This window comes from Pseudomonas sp. PICF6, from assembly GCF_009831705.1.
Classification (GTDB): domain Bacteria; phylum Pseudomonadota; class Gammaproteobacteria; order Pseudomonadales; family Pseudomonadaceae; genus Aquipseudomonas; species Aquipseudomonas rhizophila.
This window is the reverse complement of sequence record NZ_WUUD01000022.1, coordinates 51421-70139: the sequence shown is the minus strand read 5'-3', so window position 1 is coordinate 70139 and position 18719 is coordinate 51421. Positions and strand designations below refer to the sequence as shown.

Genomic DNA, 18719 nt, shown 5'->3' with positions numbered 1-18719 from the left:
CCCGGATGCGCCGCCCTACCTGTGGCAAGACCCCCAGGATCCCAAACACCTGATCGGCGCCAGCGCCGACCTGCTGGCGCAAGTGGCGACGGAGCTGGGGATCAAGATCGAATTGCTCTATGCCGGCAAGCGTGCTCAGGCCCTGGACGAAGTGCGCAGCGGACGCATGGACCTGCTCGTCGACGCCGCGCTGACCATCAGCGAGCTTGAAACCCTGGACTATGTTCATCCGCCCTTGCTGAATAACGATTACCTGGTGTGGACCCGCAAGGATTCGACATTGGTGATCGCTCAGCCCGAGGACCTTCATGGTCATCCCGGGGCATTGTCGCAAAAGGCGCGAATGACCCAGGCATTTGGCGTATTTGCCGAGCAGCAATTGTCCCTGACCCGTACCCCCAACCTGACTGAAGCCTTTCAGAAACTGCTGCTGGGGGAGGTGGAGTATGTCCTGGCAGGGCGTTACTCGGGCCTGGCGATGGCCCAGACATTGGGCATGGCCAATGACCTGCAGGCCGCGCCGCAACCAGTGGATACCCCGGGGCTGTTCCTCGCGGTTTCCCATAACTCCGCCTGCAATGACCCATGGTTGCGCGGACAGCTGGCGCAAAAGATGACAGAATTGGCCGCGTCCGGCCTGACGGAGGCTGTGTTGCAGCGCAATATCGAGCGTTGGAAAACACAGTTGCAGCCACCTGTTGGTGCCCCAAAACAGTAGGGAACATTAGTGACTATTCGACCTCTTTTCGCTGCCCTGGCCGTACTGGCTCTGGCGGGTTGCGCAGCCGATCCGGCGCCGAATGAACAGATTCGCCTGACTGAACAGGCGCTGGAGCAAGCCCGCGCCGTGGGCGCCACATCCGAAGAAGTGCCCGAGTTGAAACTCGCCGAAGAAAAGTTCGCCCGCGCCCAGTCCAACATGGCCGACGAGTCGTTCAAGAAGGCCCGCATGCGCGCTGAGCAAGCCGAACTGGATGCACGCCTGGCCGAAGCGAAGGTGCTGACCCTCAAGGGCGAGGAACACCTGAACGTGCTTAACACCCGCATCGAGCGCTTGCGCAAACAGTTGAGAGATGATGCCCAATGAAGCAGTCCCAAGTATTTGGCGGCCTGATTCTCGCGGGCCTGGCCAGCTTGTACGGTTGCGCGGGTCAGCGCAGCGAAGTGGCGCTGGAAAAGGCAGGTGCCGACTTCCAGAAGGTCAAGGAAGACTCCAACGTATTGCGAGCCGCGCCAAAGGATGTCATCCGCGCCGGTGAATCCCTGGCCCGGGCCGATCGCTTGTCCAGCTACTGGGGCAGCAGCGAGGATGTGCTGCATTACGCCTATCTGAGCCAGCGTTACAGTGAGATTGCCCGTGAGCACAGCAATCAGGTGCTCAATGAAGAGCGCGCGGCGAAGCTCGAACTGGAGCGCCAGCGCCTGCAATTGGCCCTGCGCGAGTCCAAGTTGCTGAGTGTCCAGCAACAGGGCAAGTGGCTTGAAGAGCAGATCATGGCGATGGCCACCACCCAGACCGATCGCGGCCTGGTGATGACGCTCGGTGACGTGCTGTTCGACACCGGCCAGGCGCAGTTGAAGAACTCGGCAAACCGGGTGGTGCTCAAGATCGTGCAATTCTTGCAGCTCAACCCCAAGCGTGTGGTGCGTATCGAAGGTTACACCGACAGCACCGGCGGCAAGCAGGAAAACCTCAAGCTGTCCCATAGCCGGGCCCAGGCGGTGGCGGACGTGCTGGTGGACCTGGGGATCGACGAAAAGCGCATTCAGGTCGAAGGCTACGGTGATGAGTTCCCGGTCGACGTCAACGCTTCCGAGCGTGGTCGGGCACAGAACCGTCGGGTTGAAATTGTGTTCTCCGACGAGAAAGGCCAGCTCGGCGCCGCCCGCTAAGGGCTGCGTTGCTGGAAAACCCGGCCCCTTCAGAGGCGCCGGGTTTTTTTGGGCCTGCGAATCAGTGATTCATGAGTACAGTTGGGGGCTGTCACTGCCCTCTAGGGTCGGGTAATCTGGCAACTGTCCCAGTACACTTATAAACTGTTCCGGTACTATCTCTCACAAAAATAAAATGCCCGTGAAATCGAGTGCTGCGTCATGACCAACCTCTTGCTCTATCAACGTATTGCCCAACAACTGGCTGAAGACATCCGGCGCGGTGTGTATCAGCCCGGCGAACGTGTGCCTTCGGTGCGCAAGATGAGCTCGCAGCTCAACGTCAGCCATGCGACGGTGCTGCAGGCCTACGCCAACCTTGAAGATCAGGGGCTGATCCGTGCGCGGCCGCAGTCCGGTTACTACGTGCATCAAACCCCGGCCCTGACGGCGCCGACACCGGACATCGCGCGGGTCGAGCGTCCGGGGCTGGTCACGCGCAGCAGCATCATCCAGCAAGTGTTGGTTGAGTCGCGCCGCGAAGGGGTATTTCCCCTGGGCGCGGCGGTGCCGAGCGTCGACTACCTGCCTGTACGAGCGCTGCACCAGCAACTGGCCAAGGTCACGCGCTTCCACAGCCCGCGGGCGTTCAGCTACATGTTCAGCCCGGGCTTCGAACCCTTGCGCCGCCAAGTGGCGATTCGCATGCGCGATGCCGGGGTCGTGGTGGATCCCTCCGAGGTGGTGATCACTCACGGTTGCGTGGATGCGCTGCAAATGTCCTTGCGGGTGCTGACCCGGCCAGGAGACCTGATCGCCGCCGAGTCGCCGACCTACTACGGCTTGCTGCAACTGGCGGATCTGCTGGGCCTCAAGGTCATCGAGATTCCCAGCGACCCGGTCACCGGCATGAGCCTGGAAGCCCTGCAACTGGCGGCCAATCAGTGGTCGATCAAGGCGCTGGTGCTGACCACGCGCTTGAGCAATCCCCTCGGTGGGACGATGCCCGAGGAGCGGCAAAAGCAACTGTTGCGCCTGGCCTCGGATTTCGACATCCAGATCGTTGAAGACGATATTTATGGCGAGTTGATGTTCGAGCAGGGACGCACCAAGGCGCTCAAGGCCTATGACCGGTTGGACCGAGTCATTTACTGTTCGAGTTTTTCCAAGACGTTGTCACCGGGCGTGCGCATTGGTTGGATGATTGCCGGTAAATTCCAGCAGGAAATCCAACGGCTCCAGACCTTCAGCACGCACTCGGCATGCAGCGTCACGCAGATGGGCATCGCGGCGTACCTGGAAAATGGCGGCTATGATCGGCACTTGCGTTATATCCGCCAGGAGTACCGCAAAAACCTCAGTGCCTTTCAGTTGGCAGTGCAGCAATACTTTCCCGAAGGTACGCAAATGAGCCGGCCTAATGGAGGCTTCATTCTGTGGGTCAGTCTGCCGGGGCGGGTCAACACCCAGGAGTTGCATGTACGGGCGTTGCAGCAAGGTATCAGCATTGCACCAGGGCTGATTTTCAGTAACACCGAACAGTTCAACCATTGCATCCGCCTCAATTGCGGTACGCCTTGGAACCGCGAAGCTGAACGGGCCTTGATGACGCTAGGCCTGCTGGCCACCCAACTGTTCCAGGAGACCGCCAGCGGTTTTTGATAGAAACTGGCGGCTCCTGCCTGATGTGCTTGTCAGCGGCTGAGTAACAGGCGAGCATGGGGATCTCTGCCGTAAGTGCCGTAGTGTCTATGAAAGCCATTGCTCCTGCCGCCTGGGTTTTGATCGGCCTGTTGACTGCCTTCCATTCGGAAGGTGTCGTGGCTGCGTCGGCGCAGGAGAAACCGGCCGCCAGTGCCACTAAAAGCGCCTCGAAGAAAAAACCGGCAGTTGTTAAAAAAGCGCCGGCTAAAAAAGCTGCGGTAGCGAAGAAAAAACGGGCCCCTGTCGCCTCCAAGAGTCAATCTGCCCGCGAGGTCGCCAAAACCCGGTTACCGCCGGCCAAGCTGGATTTGAGCCTGCCTCAAGACATGGTCGAGGATCTGCAACCTCCGGGTGCGGTGCCGTTACCCAAGCATGAGCCTTTGCTGCCCTCCATGTTTGGGGAAAAGCCGGGCCCGTTCCAACTCAATGGCCGTTTGTTGAGCAATGAAATGCAGCTGCCGTTGCGCAATCAAGAGCGCAATGAAGTCGAAGGCGCGGCGCTGGATTTCGAATTCAAGCAGTAATCCTTCCTCTCGTCGCTGACTGTAGGGTCATCCTGGCGTACAAGAAAAAACACACGGACGGTAATTTAAAACGAGTGTTTTAGCCGTTACTCTGTGTTCTGTTACCAATCATTACTTGTCGTGAGGATGTTGTCGTCATGAAATGCCGCGAAGGCTGTGGCGCCTGCTGCATCGCCCCTTCCATCAGTTCGCCGATTCCTGGCATGCCCCACGGCAAGCCGGCGGGCGAACGTTGCGTGCAGCTGTCAGTCGATAACCTGTGCCAGATCTTCGGCCAGCCGGAGCGACCGAGGGTGTGCTCGGCGTTCGAGGCCGACATCGAGGTCTGCGGCAACAGCTCTGAAGACGCCATCCGGCTGATCGGTTGGTGGGAGCAAATCACGGCAGCGTAATGGGCCAGTTCGGAACTTCGATAACAAGGAAAAAACTATGGGTTCGCTGCATCGTATGGCTGTGTTGTGTGGTTTGACCGTGCTGCTGGCAACGGCTACCGCCCAGGCAGAAGACTGGAAAGTCGTCAAGGAAGAGGATGGCATCAAGGTTTCCCTCAGTGAAGTGGCCGGTTCCAAGTACAAGGCCTACCAAGGCGTGACCGTCATGAAAACCACCATGGCCAAGCTGCAAGCGCTTCAGGAAGACGTTTCGGCTGCCTGTGCCTGGATTCACGAATGCAAGAGCCAGGAGCTGCTCAAGCATGAAGGGGACCAGAGCTGGACCTACACCCAGTTCAACACGCCCTGGCCGGTTACCCCGCGGGACTCGGTGTTGCAAGTGACCACCGTCAAAGGTGCCGATGGCAGCCTGACCCGCAACCTCAAGGGCGTGCCAACCTACCGGCCTGAAAAAAAGGGTTTTGTGCGGGTCACTCAAGTTGAAGGCTTCTGGAAATTCACGCCAAAGGACGCCGGTCAGGTCGAAGTGATCTATCAGGTCCACACCGAACCAGGTGGCGATGTTCCTTCCTGGCTGGCCAACAAGTTCGTGGTGGATGCGCCGTTCAATACGTTGAAAGCCTTGAAAGCACGTGCCGAGAAATAATCGCCGACGCTGCATGAAAAACCGCCCGTGAGGCGGTTTTTTTTATGGCAGCCGTCCAACGACTGAGCGGAACGATTGTTCAGCCCTGAATGTCGAGATAGAGGTAAGCCAGGCCCTGAATTGATCGAGGAGACACCGATGCAAAAGTGGGAAATCACTTTCGTTGATGATCACGGCGAAGCCATCGCCGAGCGGTTCGACTATGAACAGGAGCCCACGATGGAGCAGGCTGCGCAGTTGATTCGCCAAAAGCTGCTCCCCGTACCCGCCAAGCTTGATCTCAATGACCTGGAGGGCCGCACCGCAGACCCTACGGTCAAGAATCTCAAATCCCAGCACAGTATCGAAATCATCAGCATTACACCGATTTCATGAAGTCACTGCCTGGCCCCGCTTGGCAGTGACCACTACTTGCAGCTACTCTGCAATTGAGATCAGCGAAAGGATCGCTTAGGTCCGGTCTTGTCAGCTACATGCTTGTGTCCCGACGGTAATTTGATGCCGTATCGCTGCAACCCAAGGGTTGCCCGCACGGGAAGACGGAAAGTCTATCCATCGGTTTGAGGAGGACGTTTCATGAGCACAGCCTATCAAGAAGACATCAGCACCAGTGTGCTTCGCCGCATGAAAGAAGGCGGTTTCGATTTCTCACAATTCCATCCCATCGAGTTCTACGCCATTTTCCCGGATGAGGAGCGGGCGCGCAGGGCGGCAGGTCAATTTCGGGGTGAGTCATTGAATGCACAGATCAGCGCACGGGATGACGGCGCCTGGTCATTGGAGTTGAGCCGGGTGATGTACGCCACCTACGATGACATTGGAGACTTCGAACAAAACTTCGAGGCGGTGGTGGAGCCTTTGGGTGGCATCATCGAGGGTTGGGGTGTCAAACAGGAAATACGGCGCCTGCACGCCTGACCGTTCATTCACGCAACCCGAGCAACGGCTGACCCATGTGTCGGCCGTTTTCATAGGTGTGCTCCCACCAGATTACTTCAGGCACAAAACCGACTTCATGGGGCCAACGGCTGTTTACGCCCCGCCATGTGCTTGAGATACCCCACCAGCAGATCCAGCTCCGCATCCGGCAGCACCGTGGCCGAGAACGCCGGCATCTTCCCTTGGGGCCAGCGACGCAGGCTTTGTGGGTCGCGGATATAGCGCTTGAGGAAATCCCCGGAAAAGTACTCGGTAGGATTGAAGGGGATGTTCAGGTCCGGGCCAAACTGCGCGTCGCCTGCGCCGTTGAGCCGATGGCAAGCCAGGCAGTTTTTCTGGAACAGTTCAAAGCCCTTATAGACCGGGTCAGCCTGAGTCACCGTGGGCGCTGGCAGCAGGGCAGGGAAGCGCTCGGCTACCGCTGACAGGCGCTTGATCGTCGCCACCGCGTAAGGCCATTGTTCGGGGCTGATGTGGCCTGCCTGGGGGTTGGTCCAGACCAGATAGAAGGGCCCGGCGCTGCCCTTGCCTTCACCCAGTGGAGGCCAGGGGTGGGCCGGGTCTTCGATCGCCAGCCAGGCTCGCGCGCCGTTTGTGTTGAGTAACGGTGCCGCGGGCAATTCGGCGGCAAATCCGTCCAGCGCCACGGCCTGGAGATGGTCGTCGGGCTCGACGCCAGTCAACAGCGCTGTCAGCGGCACGGCGCGATAATTCATCGGCTTTTTGTAGGAAACGTCTTCAGCGATCTGGATCGTTCGGGCTTCAGGATGCTGGAGCAGTTCTTCGGTCTGCCAGGTGCGGGCAGTCGTGCCCAGCTCCAGCACCAGCTGCGCGGCAAACAAGGGCGTGCTGAGCAGCAGCGCGCCGAACACAATGAGAACTTTCACGAGGGTCGTCTTCCATGTCGAGGGAGTGCCGCAAAGGTTGGCACAGCCACCGCGACTCGAACAACGAACTCGTCACATTTTTTGATGATACAAGCGCTACCGCTTGCCGATGGTACAGGCACCCGCGCGCCGGATTCAGCCGATCACCTTGGTGATATTCGGCACAATCAACAGCAGCGTCGTGGCGAAGAGAATGAGTCCGGCTTGGCGAACTTTCGAATGTTTGAACATGGCTGACCCGCCTTTTTTGTTATTTCCTGAGGCCAGCCTGCATATCTCCTGACGGCTGGCGTTGCACTTCCTGTCTGACAAGCGCCTCGGCAAAACCCGACGACTATCTTGTACAAGGATTACATTAGGGGCCGCAGCCGCCTTGGCTTAGATCCAATTCGTATTAGTTTGCTGCCGTCCGCTCTTAAAGTGGTATGAGGCCTAGTGCCACCTTCGTGAAGGCCCTTTTGCTAGACACTTTGCTCACCTGAATCGGTTAACCCGATAGCATGCTACCGTTCGTCTGAGCGTGGCCGTCAACGTCGTTGAGCACTGCGGTCATTGAATCTCGGGCCGCTGGGCTTATGGTTGGAGCCATTGCATTGTCCCAGTGGTTTGAGGATGTCATGACCGAAGCTTTGATTTTTGACGCATTACGCACCCCCCGTGGCAAGGGCAAGGCCGATGGCGCTTTGCACAGCGTCAAGCCGGTGAACCTGGTGGGCGGCCTGCTCACCGCCCTGCAGCAGCGCATGGGCCTGGACACCAGTCAGGTTGACGATATCGTGCTCGGTTGCGTGACGCCGATAGGTGATCAGGGCGCCGACATCGCCAAGACCGCCGCGCTGATCGCCGATTGGGATGTCAGCGTGGCAGGTGTGCAGCTCAACCGGTTCTGCGCCTCGGGCCTGGAAGCGGTAAACCTGGCGGCGATGAAAGTGCGCTCCGGGTTCGAGGATCTGGTGGTGGCCGGAGGTGTCGAATCCATGTCTCGCGTGCCCATGGGCAGCGACGGCGGCGCTTGGGCGCTGGATCCTCAATCCAACCTGCAGGGCCACTTCACACCTCAGGGCATCGGTGCTGACCTGATCGCAACCCTGGAGGGCTTCAGCCGCGAGGACGTCGATGCTTTCGCGCTGCACTCCCAGCAAAAGGCCGCCCGGGCCCGGGCCGACGGTTCGTTCAACAAATCCCTGGTGGCGGTGCGGGACCAGAATGGCATCGTGCTGCTGGATCACGACGAATTCATCCGTGCGGACTCGACTCTGGAGGGCCTGGGCAAGCTCAAGCCGAGTTTCGAAGCCATGGGCCAGATGGGCTTCGACGCTACGGCGCTGCGGGTCTACAGCCATGTGGAACGGATCAATCATGTCCACACGCCGGGCAACAGTTCCGGCATCGTTGATGGGGCGGCGCTGATGCTGATCGGTTCCGAAGCCAAGGGGCAGGCGCTGGGGCTGCAACCGCGGGCGCGGATCGTCGCCACGGCTGTCACCAGCACCGATCCGACCATCATGCTCACCGGCCCGGCGCCGGCTACCCGCAAGGCTCTGGTCAAGGCTGGGCTGCGGGTGGAGGACATCGACCTGTTCGAAGTCAACGAAGCGTTCGCCTCAGTGGTGCTCAAGTTCATCAAGGACATGGCCATCGACCCCGCCAAGGTCAACGTCAACGGCGGCTCCATCGCCATGGGGCATCCCTTGGGGGCTACAGGCTGCGCAATTCTCGGCACCTTGCTCGATGAGTTAGAGGCGCGTCACCTGCGCTATGGCCTGGCGACGCTGTGTGTCGGCGGCGGCATGGGCATTGCCACCGTTATCGAACGTCTCTGAGCCCCGACTTCAAGGAATACTTTTCATGAGCGATGCCATCCGTTACGAAACCGGCCAGGACCGGATCGTCGTCCTGACCCTGGACATGCCAGGCCAGAGCGCCAACACCATGAATGCGACGTACCGCGAGGCCATGGCTGCCTGCGTCGCTCGGTTGACCGCCGAAAAAGACTCGATTGCCGGGGTGATCATTACCTCGGCCAAGAAGACCTTCTTCGCTGGCGGCGACCTCAACGAACTGGTCAAGGTCGGTAAACCCCAAGCCAAGGCATTCTATGAAATGGTGCTCGGGCTCAAGGCGCAACTGCGTGCCCTGGAAACCCTGGGAAAACCGGTGGTGGCGGCCATCAATGGCGCGGCCCTGGGCGGCGGCTGGGAAATCTGCCTGGCTTGCCATCATCGTGTGGCGCTGGATCACCCGTCGGTGCAGATTGGCTTGCCGGAAGTCACCCTCGGCCTGTTGCCAGGTGGCGGCGGGGTGGTGCGGATGGTGCGGTTGCTTGGCTTGGAGAAAGCCTTGCCATATTTGCTCGAGGGCAAGAAGGTGCGCCCGCAACAGGCACTGCAGGCCGGTCTGATCGATGAGCTGGCGGTGGATCGCGAGGACCTGCTGAGCAAGTCCAGGGCCTGGATTCTCGCCAACCCCAGCGTGGTCCAACCTTGGGATGCGAAAGGCTATCAGATCCCGGGTGGCACGCCGTCTCACCCGAAAGTCGCGCAAATGCTGGCGATAGCACCTTCCATCCTGCGCAACAAAACCCAGGGTTGCCTGCCCGCGCCGGAGAAAATTCTCTGCGCGGCAGTGGAAGGTGCCCAGGTGGATTTCGACACCGCCCACGTGATCGAAACCCGCTACTTCACTGAGCTGACCACTGGCCAGGTGGCCAAGAACCTGATCGGCACTTTCTGGTTCCAGCTCAACGAAATCAAGGCCGGCGGTTCGCGCCCGCAGGGCTTTGCACCTTATCTGACTCAAAAAGTCGGGGTGCTCGGCGCTGGCATGATGGGGGCTGGTATCGCCTACGTCAGCGCCATGGCCGGGATTGCGGTGGTGCTCAAGGACGTCAGCCTTGCCGCCGCCGAGAAAGGCAAGGCCCGTACGGCGGCGCTGCTGGATAAGAAGGTCGCCCGCGGGCAGCTCACCGTCGAGCAGTGCGAAGCCACGCTGGCGCGGATTCAAACCACTGACAGCGACGCGGACCTGGCCGGTTGCGATCTGGTCATTGAGGCGGTGTTTGAGGATCGCGCCCTGAAAGCCAGCGTCACAGCCGCTGCCCAAGCGGTTGTTGGGGCGGACGCGGTGCTCGCCTCCAACACCTCGACCCTGCCCATCACCGGTCTGGCGACGGCTGTACCGGATCAGACGAAGTTCATCGGCCTGCATTTCTTCAGCCCGGTGGAGAAAATGCCTCTGGTGGAAATCATCAGGGGCGCCCGTACCAGCGGCGAGACCCTGGCACGAGCTTTCGATTTCGTTCTGCAAATCAACAAGACGCCGATCGTGGTCAACGACAGTCGTGGTTTCTTCACCTCTCGGGTATTCGGCACCTTTACCAACGAAGGCATCGCCATGCTGGGTGAGGGCGTGAGTGCGCCGATGATCGAGACCGAGGCGCGCAAGGCCGGGATGCCGGTAGGGCCTCTGGCGATCTCTGACGAAGTTTCCCTCAGCCTGATGAGCCATATCCGCGCGCAAACCGCCAAAGACCTGCAAGCGGAAGGGCAAACGCCGATCGAGCACCCGGCGTTCGCCGTGATTGACCTGCTGCTCAACGAATACAAGCGGCCAGGTAAAGCCGCCGGGGCCGGTTTCTACGAGTATCCGGCCGACGGGCAGAAACACCTGTGGCCGGAGCTCAAGCATCGTTTCGAGAAAGCCGACGGGCAGATTTCGCCTCAGGATATCCGCGATCGCCTGCTGTTCATCCAGGCCCTGGAAACCGTGCGCTGCGTAGAGGAGGGCGTGCTCACCTCCACGGCGGACGCCAACGTCGGCTCGATTTTCGGTATCGGTTTCGCCGCCTGGACCGGCGGTGCGTTGCAGTTCATCAACCAGTACGGCCTGCGGGATTTTGTCGCCCGCGCTCAATATCTGGCCGAGCAGTATGGCGAGCGATTTTCACCACCGGCCTTGTTGCTGGAGAAAGCCGCCAGGCAAGAACTGTTCTGACTGACAGGGGGAGGGGCTTGCCTTGGGACGGTATTTCAAGGCACGCTCAGGGGGTGTGCAATATTCCCATCATCGTGTCAGGTATTTTTTATGTCGCTGCGCATCTGCATTTTGGAAACCGATACCCTGCGTCCGGAACTGATCGACCAATATCAGGGTTACGGGCAGATGTTCCAGCGCCTGTTTTCACAACAGCCCGTCGCGGCTGAGTTCATTGTGTACAACGTGATGCAGGGGCAATACCCCAACGATGATGAGTCGTTCGACGCTTACCTGGTAACCGGCAGCAAAGCCGACTCCTTCGGCACCGACCCCTGGATTCAAACCCTCAAGACCTTCTTGCTGGATCGCTACCAGCGAGGCGACAAGTTGCTGGGCGTGTGCTTCGGTCATCAACTGCTGGCGCTGTTGCTGGGCGGCAAGGCCGAGCGCGCCACTCAAGGCTGGGGCGTGGGCACCCACCGCTACAAGCTCGCGGCCAAGGCGCCATGGATGAGCCCGGTGATGGAAGAGCTGACCCTGCTGATCAGTCACCAGGACCAGGTCACCGAGCTGCCGGAAAACGCCACGGTGATCGCGTCCAGCGATTTTTGCCCGTTCGCCGCCTACCACATCAACGATCAGGTGCTGTGCTTCCAGGGCCACCCGGAATTCATCCACGATTATTCCCGGGCGCTGCTGGAGATCCGCCAGCAACACCTTGGCGAGCAGATCTACCGCCAAGGCATGGCCAGTCTTGAACAGGCGCATCACGGCACCACGGTGGCTGAATGGATGATGCGTTTCGTCGCGCACAAGCCTGAAACCGCAGCGGCCCAAGACTAAAACACCATCGCCCCCACACTTGATAGACAGGTAATCAAGTGTGGGAGCGAGCCTGCTCGCGATGAATGTCACGCCAGCCTCAACCGCCTACAAGCGCGCTTACAACCACCCCGAGCGCTTGAAGCTCCCCCACAACGCGGTACAGCCCACCGCGATAAACCCCAGCACCAGAAAGTACCCGTAGTGCCAGGTCAACTCCGGCATGTTCTCGAAGTTCATCCCATAGATTCCGGCTACCGCCGTGGGGAACGCCAGGATCGCCGCCCACGCCGCGAACTTGCGCTGCACCACGCTCTGGCGCGACGCTTCGAGCAGCACGCCGACTTCAATGGTCTGGCTGGCGATGTCCGCCAGAGTCGCCAGGTCTTCCATCTGCCGCGTGACGTGAATCTGCACATCGCGGAAGTACGGGCTCATGTTTTTGTCGATGAAGGGAAAGTCCAGTCTTTGCAGTTCTTCGCTGATTTCCACCATCGGTGCTGCATAACGGCGCAGGCGTAATACGTCACGGCGCAAGCTGTGCAAGTTCTGAATATCCCGCTCGTTCAGGGAGCTGCACAGTACGTTGCGCTCCAGTTCATCGATCTCGGCGTGAATGGCTTCACCCACCGGCTGGTAATTTTCAATGACGAAATCCAGGATGGCATAGAGAACGAAATCTTCCCCGTGCTCCAGCAGAATAGGCCGCGCCTCACAGCGTTGTCGCACGTGGGCGTAGGACGCCGAGTGGCCATTGCGGGCGGTGATGATGTAGCCGTTGCCGGCGAAGATATGAGTCTCGATGAACTGTAGCTTGCCGTCCTTGCGCACCGGCGAATACGTGACGATAAACAGTGCATCGCCAAAGGTCTCCAACTTGGGGCGACTGTGCTTCTCCATCGCGTCTTCAATCGCCAATTCATGCAGGTTGAATTGACGTTGCAGGTTGGTCAGTTCCTGGGCACTGGGCTCTTCCAGGCCGATCCATACAAAGTGGCCCGGTTTGGCTGCCCAGGCGCTGCCTTCGTCGAGGGTGATGTTGGTGACTTTCTTACCGGCGCTGTAAACCGCAGCAGCAACGACTCTACCCATGATGGTGGTTCACTTCTTCTTGGAAAATGGCAGTGGCAGGCAATCTGTAGCTTAGTGTGCCCTGCTGCTTGAGAGTCAGCAAAATCCACCGAGTTCGCCGGTAGAGTCAAATGCCCTACAGGTGGAATCAGAATCGTGCGGGTTTTTGTGGTGAGGGGATAAACCCCCTCGCCACAGGGTTATGTGCCCGGCTGGCTATTGTTTAACAGGCTCGTTAAACAGCCTGCACCTGCCGGTCCATTACCGCGATGCACTCGCGCATTTGCTCACGGCACTGGGCGATGAGCTGGGGCATGTCATCCAGGCTCAACCCCGCCGTGGGAATGGCCGGTAGCGAGCGTATGAGGATGTCGCCGCCTCGCCAGCGATTGAGGCGCATGTGCTTGATGTAGCTGCTGACGCACACCGGAACAATCGGTACCCCGGCGGCGATCGCCATCTGGAACGCGCCTTTCTTGAAGGGCAGCAGATCCTCGCCAAGATTGCGCGTGCCTTCCGGGAATACCCAGATCGATGTGTCCTCATGCTGCAACGTGTGAGTGGTGGTCAACATCGACTGGCGCGCCTTGATCGCGTTACCCCGGTCAATCAGCACATTGCCCGCCAGCCAGAACAATTGCCCGAACAACGGCACCCACTTCAGGCTCTTCTTACCGATGCACACGGTGCGGTAGGGCACCACGTTACCGAACACGAACAGGTCATAGTTGGACTGGTGGTTGGCAATGATCACGCAGCTCTGGGACTTGTTTACCAGCGTGTCGACCTCGGCTTTCACCCGCAGACGCAAAATGCACATGGCGGGCCACGCATACAACCTGGCGCATAAACGGCTGTTGTCTGGATTGAACGGCCGACACAACCCCAGGATCACCCCGAGCACACCCGCCAGCACAAAATGCACACCCATCAACAACATACGCAATAAAAACAGCATCTACAGGCCCCGTCGGGACAAAAGGTGGCGCAGTGTACGGATGTGCACTGTTTTCGGCAATTGCCGCTATAGAGGTAGGAGATGGGCGATGTTTGAGCGCATGTTTCCGATTAGCGTGTCAGAAGCAGGCTAGAGCGGTTGTCGGTTTTTAAACGGAGCATGTAAGAAAAAGCCCGACACAGCGGTCGGGCTTTTCGTTTTGCGCTGAGGCAAGTTAACCCATGTGCTCCTGATCCAGCAGGATTGCACTGTCCAGCGTCTCCAGCAGGGCCTTGCGCACTTTCAGCTTGGTGTTCTTGTGGGCGGTCATGTTGATTTTCTTCAACTGACGCGCGGCCTCCAGCGCCGCACCCTGCAGCTCATCGGTCGACACCACCTTGTCGAGGAAGCCGGCGTCCACCGCGCTCTGCGGGTTGAACATCTCGCCATTGATCACCGAGCGATGAAACGCGGATTTGCGCAGGCGATCGCGGGCCAGCTCGATACCGGCGTGGTGCATGGTCATGCCGATCTGCACTTCGTTCAGGCCAATGCTGAACGGTCCATCGACACCGATGCGATAATCCGCCGACAGCAGCAGGAACGCTCCCTTGGCCACCGCATGCCCTGGGCACGCGACAACGACGGGGAAGGGGTGCGACAACAGGCGACGGGCCAGGGTCGAGCCGGCCGTGACCAGACTCACCGCTTCCTTGGGACCGGCGGTCATCACCTTCAAATCATAACCACCGGACAGAATCCCCGGTTGCCCGGTAATGATCACCACCGCCCGATCCGTCACAGCCTGATCCAGCGCAGTGTTGAACGCGGCAATCACATCCGGCGAGATGGCATTGACCTTGCCGTTGTTCAAGGTCAGGGTCGCGATACCGTCTTCGAGATGGTAGGCAATCAGGTCGCTCATGGCGCTATTCCTTGTAAGAGAAGTGACGCAGACGTTACCCACCGCCGCAGGCCAGGTAAAGCGCTGTGACTGACTCACCGGTCAGCCCCCAGCCCCGACAAACCGCCTGACCGCCCCATCGCCCGCGCCTTGCTCCATGGAACACTGCACACACAAACCCGAAGATTGGCCGGTTTGCCATGCCCGGACGCGTTTGAAATGCCCGACCACCTTAACCGCATGAAAATTCTGAAAAAAACCTTTGCCATCGGAAAAGCTTTCGACTACATTAGCGCGCCTCGACAGACTGAACAGTTTGCCGAGACACGGTGAAGTGTCCGAGTGGCTTAAGGAGCACGCCTGGAAAGTGTGTATACAGGAAACTGTATCGAGAGTTCGAATCTCTCCTTCACCGCCACATTCTGCAAACACAAACCCCTGATTTTCCTAGAGAAAGTCGGGGGTTTGTGGTTTTTGGTGTCTGGAAAAGGGTGATATGGGAACGATATGGGACCGGCGGGCGACTCCCCGCGTGCTGGCGGCAACCCCGCATAGGAGCCAGGCTCAGGTGCCCACGCCGTTCCACCAAACAGCATCGGGCAATCTCACAGCAGTATCGAGCAAAAGCTTCCGAGCCCATGCCGTTAAGGTTCCTCTTGAAGAGGTTCCTATCAACGTATTGTTGTGAGAGAAAGATCATGACCCCATGGATGAGTTTGGCTGTGCGCCTTCAGGCTGTCGCGCTGTGTTTGGTGCTTTCAACGAACACGGTTTCAGCGTCGCAAGCCGCTGACCAAAACATCAATACCGACCTGGTGCGCCAAGCATTTACCAACTGGCAACAAGGCCAAGGCACGGTTTTCGATCTGCTGGCGCCCGACGCAACGTGGACCGTATCTGGATCAAGTCCGGTTTCTGGTGTGTATAACAGCAAGACGGATTTAATCGAACGAGCCGTACGACCGATCACCGCTCGGCTGGCAACGCCCATTTCCCCTACCGTGCAAAGCATTGTGGCTGAGGGCGATGTCGTGGTGGTTCTCTGGAAGGGAGAGGCCATGGCCCTTGACCGCAAGCCCTACAACAACACTTACCTGTGGCACATGACACTCAAGGATGGCCAGATCACAGAGGTAACAGCCTTTCTGGACACCTACGTGTTGAATGACCTTATGCGTCGGGTTGATCCTGTTCGGTAATAGCCCGCAAAAAGACGGCTCGTTGAATAAACGAGCCGTTTTTTTATGCCGGTGTTATCAAGGCAAGGGGCTGGCTATCAAAGATGATCCGCATCAATCACAGCCTTGGCAAACGCTTGCGGATCTTCCTGCGGCAAGTTGTGGCCGATGCCGCCGCTGATCAACCGGAACTCGTACTTGCCGGTGAAGCGCTTGGCGTAATCCTCGGGAGCTGGGTGCGGCGCGCCGTTGGCATCGCCTTCAAGGGTGATGGTCGGCACGCTGATGGAGGGCGCCGTCGCCAGTTTCTGTTCCAGCGCGTCGTATCGGGTCTCGCCCTGGACCAAACCGAGACGCCAACGGTAGTTGAATACGGTGATCTCGACGTGGTCGGGGTTTTCCAGCGCCTTGGCGCTGCGGTCGAAGGTGGCGTCATCGAATGCCCATTTGGGCGACGCCAGTTGCCAGATCAACTTGGCGAAGTCGTGGGTATTTTTCTCGTACCCGGCGCGGCCACGGTCGGTGGCGAAATAAAACTGATACCACCATTGCAACTCGGCCTTGGGTGGCAGCGGGTTCTGACCGGCGGCCTGGTTGCCGATCAGATAGCCGCTGACCGCGACCAGCGCCTTGACGCGCTCCGGCCACAGGGCCGCGACGATGTCCGCCGAACGTGCGCCCCAATCGTAGCCACCGAGCACGGCTTGCTTGATTTTCAGCGCATCCATGAAGTCGATCACGTCACTGGCCAGCGCGGCTGGTTGACCGTTGCGAAGCGTTTTTTCGGACAGGAAATGCGTATCGCCGTAGCCCCGGGCATACGGCATCAGCACGCGGTATCCCTTCGCTGCCAGCAAGGGCGCGACTTCGTCATAGCTATGAATGTCGTACGGCCAGCCGTGCAACAGAATCACCACCGGCCCATCGGCGGGGCCGGTTTCGGCGTACGCCACGTCCAGCAGACCGGCCTTGATATGCTTCAGCGCACCGAATGGGGAGGGCGTTGTATGCGTGACGCCGGACTTGTTCGCGGTTGGCTGCGCGGCGCTGGTGGATTGCCCGTGGGCTACCCCGAGCGCGCCGAACAGACTGAGAGCGAGGATGGATGAGCCGAGCAGGCGGCGATGGGTTTTACCGGTTTTGCTGTGCTGCAGTGCCGTTTTCATGGTGATGCCTCCATTGCGAGCCATGGGTCAGGGGCTCTGGTTGATGCCCTTGAAGCCTTGGGTGCATTTGAACGGGGCAACGTATCCGGGCTGTGTCGAATGGGAGGTAAAAGTGCAAGGTTATGTAGCGATGTATCCTCGGGATACACGAGGATACATCGCAGTAAGATTGTCGGTGGCTAACGATTTTGGCCAGCTGCAGGACCATTCTGTCGCAGATAATAATTGTCGAACTCGCCGCTTTCGATGAGTTGGAAACCGTGGCGGATGTAGAAGCGATTCGACGCGCTTTCTTTGAGAGCGCCCACTCGTAATGGCAGCGCAGCGGCATCCGCCTCTTTGAATATTTGGCTGAGAACAGCAGAGCCTATTCCTGATCCCTGCGCGTCAGGGCGCACGTACAAGTGGTCAAGCAAGAGTTCATTGCCGTGACGTTTGATGACTACGAACCCCACCCTCTGTCCTGTTACCACGATGTGGCGTGTGCAGTCTGGTTTAAAACCGCCTAGAAATCGCTCGCGTGCGCGCACGGGATCAAATCGCCCGACACGCTCAAGACTTTCGCGCATGGCTTCGATTCTGACGGCTACCAGATCGTCCAGGTCGCTGTTTTGAGCGGGGACCAAGGTGACAAGCGAATGGGTGTGAGGGGCATTATTTCGTGCTCTATCATTTTGCCGAAAGACGTTGATCAGTGTGAGATTGTTGCCTGCCGAGTGCGGCATCCTGGGCGCGCGAGGGGCCGGATAAAAACCGGGATCAGGCATATCCCGGTGGAAGCCGGGTCGCCACATGGTTCCAGCATCTGGCGATCTCCACGGCAATACTGCCGCTGGGTTTTCGGACCTCGAGTTGATCATTTATCGTGAGCTGCTCCAGCAGCCACTCATCCGTCCATCCCGCCCATTCGCCTGCGACGGACCTGAGGTTGGCTTCCAGGACCGGGAACACTTCATTCCATAGGATGCTGTGGATTACCTTAGGTGAATAGCCGGTTTCAAGGATCACGCGAGCGATGTAGTCGTAGGTTAATTCGTCGATCTCGGTGTCGAGAAACAGTGATGAAAGGGCTTGCCAGATTTTCAGGCGATTGGGGTCAGCGGTTTTCATGCTTTGACTCTTTTTGTTGATGGCAAGGCTGGGCGTGTTCGTTTGAGTAATCGGCAATAGCATCCGTGGTTCAGCCTTCGGCCTGGACGTCTTGAAACTATCTTTCTGTCGTGGTTTCTGTCCATTGTCATGCGTCTATGATCACTGATCACCCGGAGCGAGAACTTGAAATGGATGCCTACATTCGCCTCGCAACAGTCGAGGACGCGCAAGCAATAAGCAACGTTGTGATCAGCGCTCTGCGTCAGTCCAATACGAAAGATTATCCGGCCGATGTAATCGTCCGGGTAGAGCAGAACTTTTCTCCACTGGCGATTGAGCGATTGATGGTGCGGCGTCGGATGTATGTGGCATCTGTCGATCAGCGTGTCGTCGCGACTGCCAGCCTCGATGGAGATGTGATCAGAAGTGTTTTTGTAGCGCCGCGGTATCAAAGAGCAGGCCTTGGCAGACGGCTAATGTCGGTCATTTGTTCAGCCGCTCTCGACATGGGTCTGGTCACTTTGCATGTGCCATCCTCCATCACGGCAGAGAGCTTTTACACAGAGCTGGGATTTCAGAAGGTACGTGACGAATTTGACGGTGCTGAACG

20 protein-coding genes, 1 tRNA gene and 1 pseudogene are annotated in these 18719 nt (G+C 58.8%); 15 read left to right on the top strand and 7 right to left on the bottom strand.

Annotated elements, in window-relative coordinates; all coding sequences use genetic code 11:
• From GSM73_RS14620 to GSM73_RS14580, 9 genes are all read left to right on the top strand, one after another.
• Positions 1 to 718 (top strand): ABC transporter substrate-binding protein (locus GSM73_RS14620; protein ID WP_256676917.1); only part of this gene is annotated, 718 nt, incomplete at its 5' end.
• A gap of 9 nt (positions 719 to 727) precedes the next feature.
• Positions 728 to 1087, top strand: a complete 360-nt coding sequence (locus GSM73_RS14615; RefSeq protein ID WP_047228227.1) for a DUF4398 domain-containing protein — start codon at positions 728 to 730, stop codon at positions 1085 to 1087.
• The gene (locus GSM73_RS14610; protein WP_047228228.1) at positions 1084 to 1893 is read left to right on the top strand and encodes an OmpA family protein; all 810 of its coding nucleotides are present in this window, start codon (positions 1084 to 1086) and stop codon (positions 1891 to 1893) included. Before GSM73_RS14615 ends, GSM73_RS14610 begins: the two co-directional genes overlap by 4 nt.
• A 201-nt stretch (positions 1894 to 2094) precedes the next feature.
• Positions 2095 to 3534, top strand: a complete 1440-nt coding sequence (locus GSM73_RS14605; protein ID WP_160893052.1) for a PLP-dependent aminotransferase family protein — start codon at positions 2095 to 2097, stop codon at positions 3532 to 3534.
• A gap of 89 nt (positions 3535 to 3623) precedes the next feature.
• On the top strand, positions 3624 to 4100 hold the full coding sequence (locus GSM73_RS14600; RefSeq protein ID WP_076383845.1) for a translation initiation factor 2: 477 nt from the start codon (positions 3624 to 3626) through the stop codon (positions 4098 to 4100).
• A gap of 137 nt (positions 4101 to 4237) precedes the next feature.
• Entirely contained in the window at positions 4238 to 4492 is a 255-nt protein-coding gene (locus GSM73_RS14595) for a YkgJ family cysteine cluster protein (RefSeq protein ID WP_107322029.1), read from the top strand.
• A gap of 37 nt (positions 4493 to 4529) precedes the next feature.
• Positions 4530 to 5138 carry an START domain-containing protein gene (locus GSM73_RS14590; RefSeq protein WP_160893050.1) on the top strand — a complete coding sequence of 203 codons (609 nt, stop codon included), beginning with the start codon at positions 4530 to 4532 and terminating at the stop codon, positions 5136 to 5138.
• 138 nt (positions 5139 to 5276) lie between these two features.
• On the top strand, positions 5277 to 5513 hold the full coding sequence (locus GSM73_RS14585) for a hypothetical protein (protein ID WP_047228233.1): 237 nt from the start codon (positions 5277 to 5279) through the stop codon (positions 5511 to 5513).
• Between the two features lie 201 nt (positions 5514 to 5714).
• Positions 5715 to 6056 carry a ribonuclease E inhibitor RraB gene (locus tag GSM73_RS14580; protein ID WP_047228234.1) on the top strand — a complete coding sequence of 114 codons (342 nt, stop codon included), beginning with the start codon at positions 5715 to 5717 and terminating at the stop codon, positions 6054 to 6056.
• A 95-nt stretch (positions 6057 to 6151) separates the two neighbouring features.
• Here GSM73_RS14580 and GSM73_RS14575 read toward each other — a convergent pair whose 3' ends face one another.
• Positions 6152 to 6964, bottom strand: coding sequence for a cytochrome c (locus GSM73_RS14575; RefSeq protein WP_160893048.1), 813 nt, complete (start codon positions 6962 to 6964; stop codon positions 6152 to 6154).
• A 617-nt stretch (positions 6965 to 7581) separates the two neighbouring features.
• Between GSM73_RS14575 and GSM73_RS14570 the strand changes: the two genes are divergently transcribed.
• The 3 genes from GSM73_RS14570 to GSM73_RS14560 all read left to right on the top strand — a co-directional run bounded on the left by GSM73_RS14570 (position 7582) and on the right by GSM73_RS14560 (position 11782).
• Positions 7582 to 8787, top strand: coding sequence for an acetyl-CoA C-acetyltransferase (locus GSM73_RS14570; protein ID WP_107322031.1), 1206 nt, complete (start codon positions 7582 to 7584; stop codon positions 8785 to 8787).
• A gap of 25 nt (positions 8788 to 8812) precedes the next feature.
• Positions 8813 to 10957 (top strand): 3-hydroxyacyl-CoA dehydrogenase NAD-binding domain-containing protein, encoded by a 2145-nt coding sequence (locus tag GSM73_RS14565; RefSeq protein WP_160893046.1) that lies wholly within the window; start codon positions 8813 to 8815, stop codon positions 10955 to 10957.
• A 90-nt stretch (positions 10958 to 11047) separates the two neighbouring features.
• Positions 11048 to 11782: an amidotransferase gene (locus GSM73_RS14560; RefSeq protein WP_047228238.1), complete on the top strand. Its 735-nt coding sequence runs from the start codon at positions 11048 to 11050 to the stop codon at positions 11780 to 11782.
• A gap of 99 nt (positions 11783 to 11881) precedes the next feature.
• Here GSM73_RS14560 and GSM73_RS14555 read toward each other — a convergent pair whose 3' ends face one another.
• The 3 genes from GSM73_RS14555 to GSM73_RS14545 all read right to left on the bottom strand — a co-directional run bounded on the left by GSM73_RS14555 (position 11882) and on the right by GSM73_RS14545 (position 14694).
• Entirely contained in the window at positions 11882 to 12853 is a 972-nt protein-coding gene (locus tag GSM73_RS14555) for a magnesium and cobalt transport protein CorA (protein ID WP_047228239.1), read from the bottom strand.
• A 214-nt stretch (positions 12854 to 13067) separates the two neighbouring features.
• Positions 13068 to 13790, bottom strand: coding sequence for a 1-acyl-sn-glycerol-3-phosphate acyltransferase (locus GSM73_RS14550; RefSeq protein WP_076383849.1), 723 nt, complete (start codon positions 13788 to 13790; stop codon positions 13068 to 13070).
• A 214-nt stretch (positions 13791 to 14004) separates the two neighbouring features.
• Positions 14005 to 14694 carry a crotonase/enoyl-CoA hydratase family protein gene (locus GSM73_RS14545; RefSeq protein WP_047228241.1) on the bottom strand — a complete coding sequence of 230 codons (690 nt, stop codon included), beginning with the start codon at positions 14692 to 14694 and terminating at the stop codon, positions 14005 to 14007.
• A gap of 307 nt (positions 14695 to 15001) precedes the next feature.
• Between GSM73_RS14545 and GSM73_RS14540 the strand changes: the two genes are divergently transcribed.
• Positions 15002 to 15091 (top strand) — tRNA-Ser (locus GSM73_RS14540).
• 280 nt (positions 15092 to 15371) lie between these two features.
• Positions 15372 to 15872, top strand: a complete 501-nt coding sequence (locus GSM73_RS14535; protein WP_230682628.1) for a nuclear transport factor 2 family protein — start codon at positions 15372 to 15374, stop codon at positions 15870 to 15872.
• A 77-nt stretch (positions 15873 to 15949) separates the two neighbouring features.
• Here the strand turns inward: GSM73_RS14535 and GSM73_RS14530 are convergent, their stop codons facing one another.
• From GSM73_RS14530 to GSM73_RS14520, 3 genes are all read right to left on the bottom strand, one after another.
• Complete coding sequence (locus GSM73_RS14530) at positions 15950 to 17017, bottom strand: alpha/beta fold hydrolase (RefSeq protein WP_160893044.1); 1068 nt, start codon at positions 17015 to 17017, stop codon at positions 15950 to 15952.
• Positions 17018 to 17196: 179 nt separating this feature from the next.
• Entirely contained in the window at positions 17197 to 17784 is a 588-nt protein-coding gene (locus tag GSM73_RS14525; RefSeq protein WP_306110015.1) for a GNAT family N-acetyltransferase, read from the bottom strand.
• Positions 17777 to 18127, bottom strand: coding sequence for a hypothetical protein (locus GSM73_RS14520; RefSeq protein WP_047228245.1), 351 nt, complete (start codon positions 18125 to 18127; stop codon positions 17777 to 17779). The genes GSM73_RS14525 and GSM73_RS14520 overlap by 8 nt, the downstream gene beginning before the upstream one ends.
• A 137-nt stretch (positions 18128 to 18264) precedes the next feature.
• Here GSM73_RS14520 and GSM73_RS28095 point away from each other — a divergent pair.
• A pseudogene (locus GSM73_RS28095) lies at positions 18265 to 18696 on the top strand (GNAT family N-acetyltransferase); the annotation flags it as partial.
• Positions 18697 to 18719: the final 23 nt, after the last annotated feature.

Coding starts and splice junctions, on each gene's coding strand:
- GSM73_RS14585 (WP_047228233.1), top strand. CDS start 5,277: ATGCAAAAGTGGGAAATCACTTTCGTTGATGATCACGGCGAAGCCATC.
- GSM73_RS14565 (WP_160893046.1), top strand. CDS start 8,813: ATGAGCGATGCCATCCGTTACGAAACCGGCCAGGACCGGATCGTCGTC.
- GSM73_RS14555 (WP_047228239.1), bottom strand. CDS start 12,853: ATGGGTAGAGTCGTTGCTGCTGCGGTTTACAGCGCCGGTAAGAAAGTC.
- GSM73_RS14590 (WP_160893050.1), top strand. CDS start 4,530: ATGGGTTCGCTGCATCGTATGGCTGTGTTGTGTGGTTTGACCGTGCTG.
- GSM73_RS14605 (WP_160893052.1), top strand. CDS start 2,095: ATGACCAACCTCTTGCTCTATCAACGTATTGCCCAACAACTGGCTGAA.
- GSM73_RS14570 (WP_107322031.1), top strand. CDS start 7,582: ATGACCGAAGCTTTGATTTTTGACGCATTACGCACCCCCCGTGGCAAG.
- GSM73_RS14525 (WP_306110015.1), bottom strand. CDS start 17,784: ATGCCTGATCCCGGTTTTTATCCGGCCCCTCGCGCGCCCAGGATGCCG.
- GSM73_RS14535 (WP_230682628.1), top strand. CDS start 15,372: ATGACCCCATGGATGAGTTTGGCTGTGCGCCTTCAGGCTGTCGCGCTG.
- GSM73_RS14600 (WP_076383845.1), top strand. CDS start 3,624: ATGAAAGCCATTGCTCCTGCCGCCTGGGTTTTGATCGGCCTGTTGACT.
- GSM73_RS14520 (WP_047228245.1), bottom strand. CDS start 18,127: ATGAAAACCGCTGACCCCAATCGCCTGAAAATCTGGCAAGCCCTTTCA.
- GSM73_RS14545 (WP_047228241.1), bottom strand. CDS start 14,694: ATGAGCGACCTGATTGCCTACCATCTCGAAGACGGTATCGCGACCCTG.
- GSM73_RS14580 (WP_047228234.1), top strand. CDS start 5,715: ATGAGCACAGCCTATCAAGAAGACATCAGCACCAGTGTGCTTCGCCGC.
- GSM73_RS14550 (WP_076383849.1), bottom strand. CDS start 13,790: ATGCTGTTTTTATTGCGTATGTTGTTGATGGGTGTGCATTTTGTGCTG.
- GSM73_RS14610 (WP_047228228.1), top strand. CDS start 1,084: ATGAAGCAGTCCCAAGTATTTGGCGGCCTGATTCTCGCGGGCCTGGCC.
- GSM73_RS14595 (WP_107322029.1), top strand. CDS start 4,238: ATGAAATGCCGCGAAGGCTGTGGCGCCTGCTGCATCGCCCCTTCCATC.
- GSM73_RS14530 (WP_160893044.1), bottom strand. CDS start 17,017: ATGAAAACGGCACTGCAGCACAGCAAAACCGGTAAAACCCATCGCCGC.
- GSM73_RS14560 (WP_047228238.1), top strand. CDS start 11,048: ATGTCGCTGCGCATCTGCATTTTGGAAACCGATACCCTGCGTCCGGAA.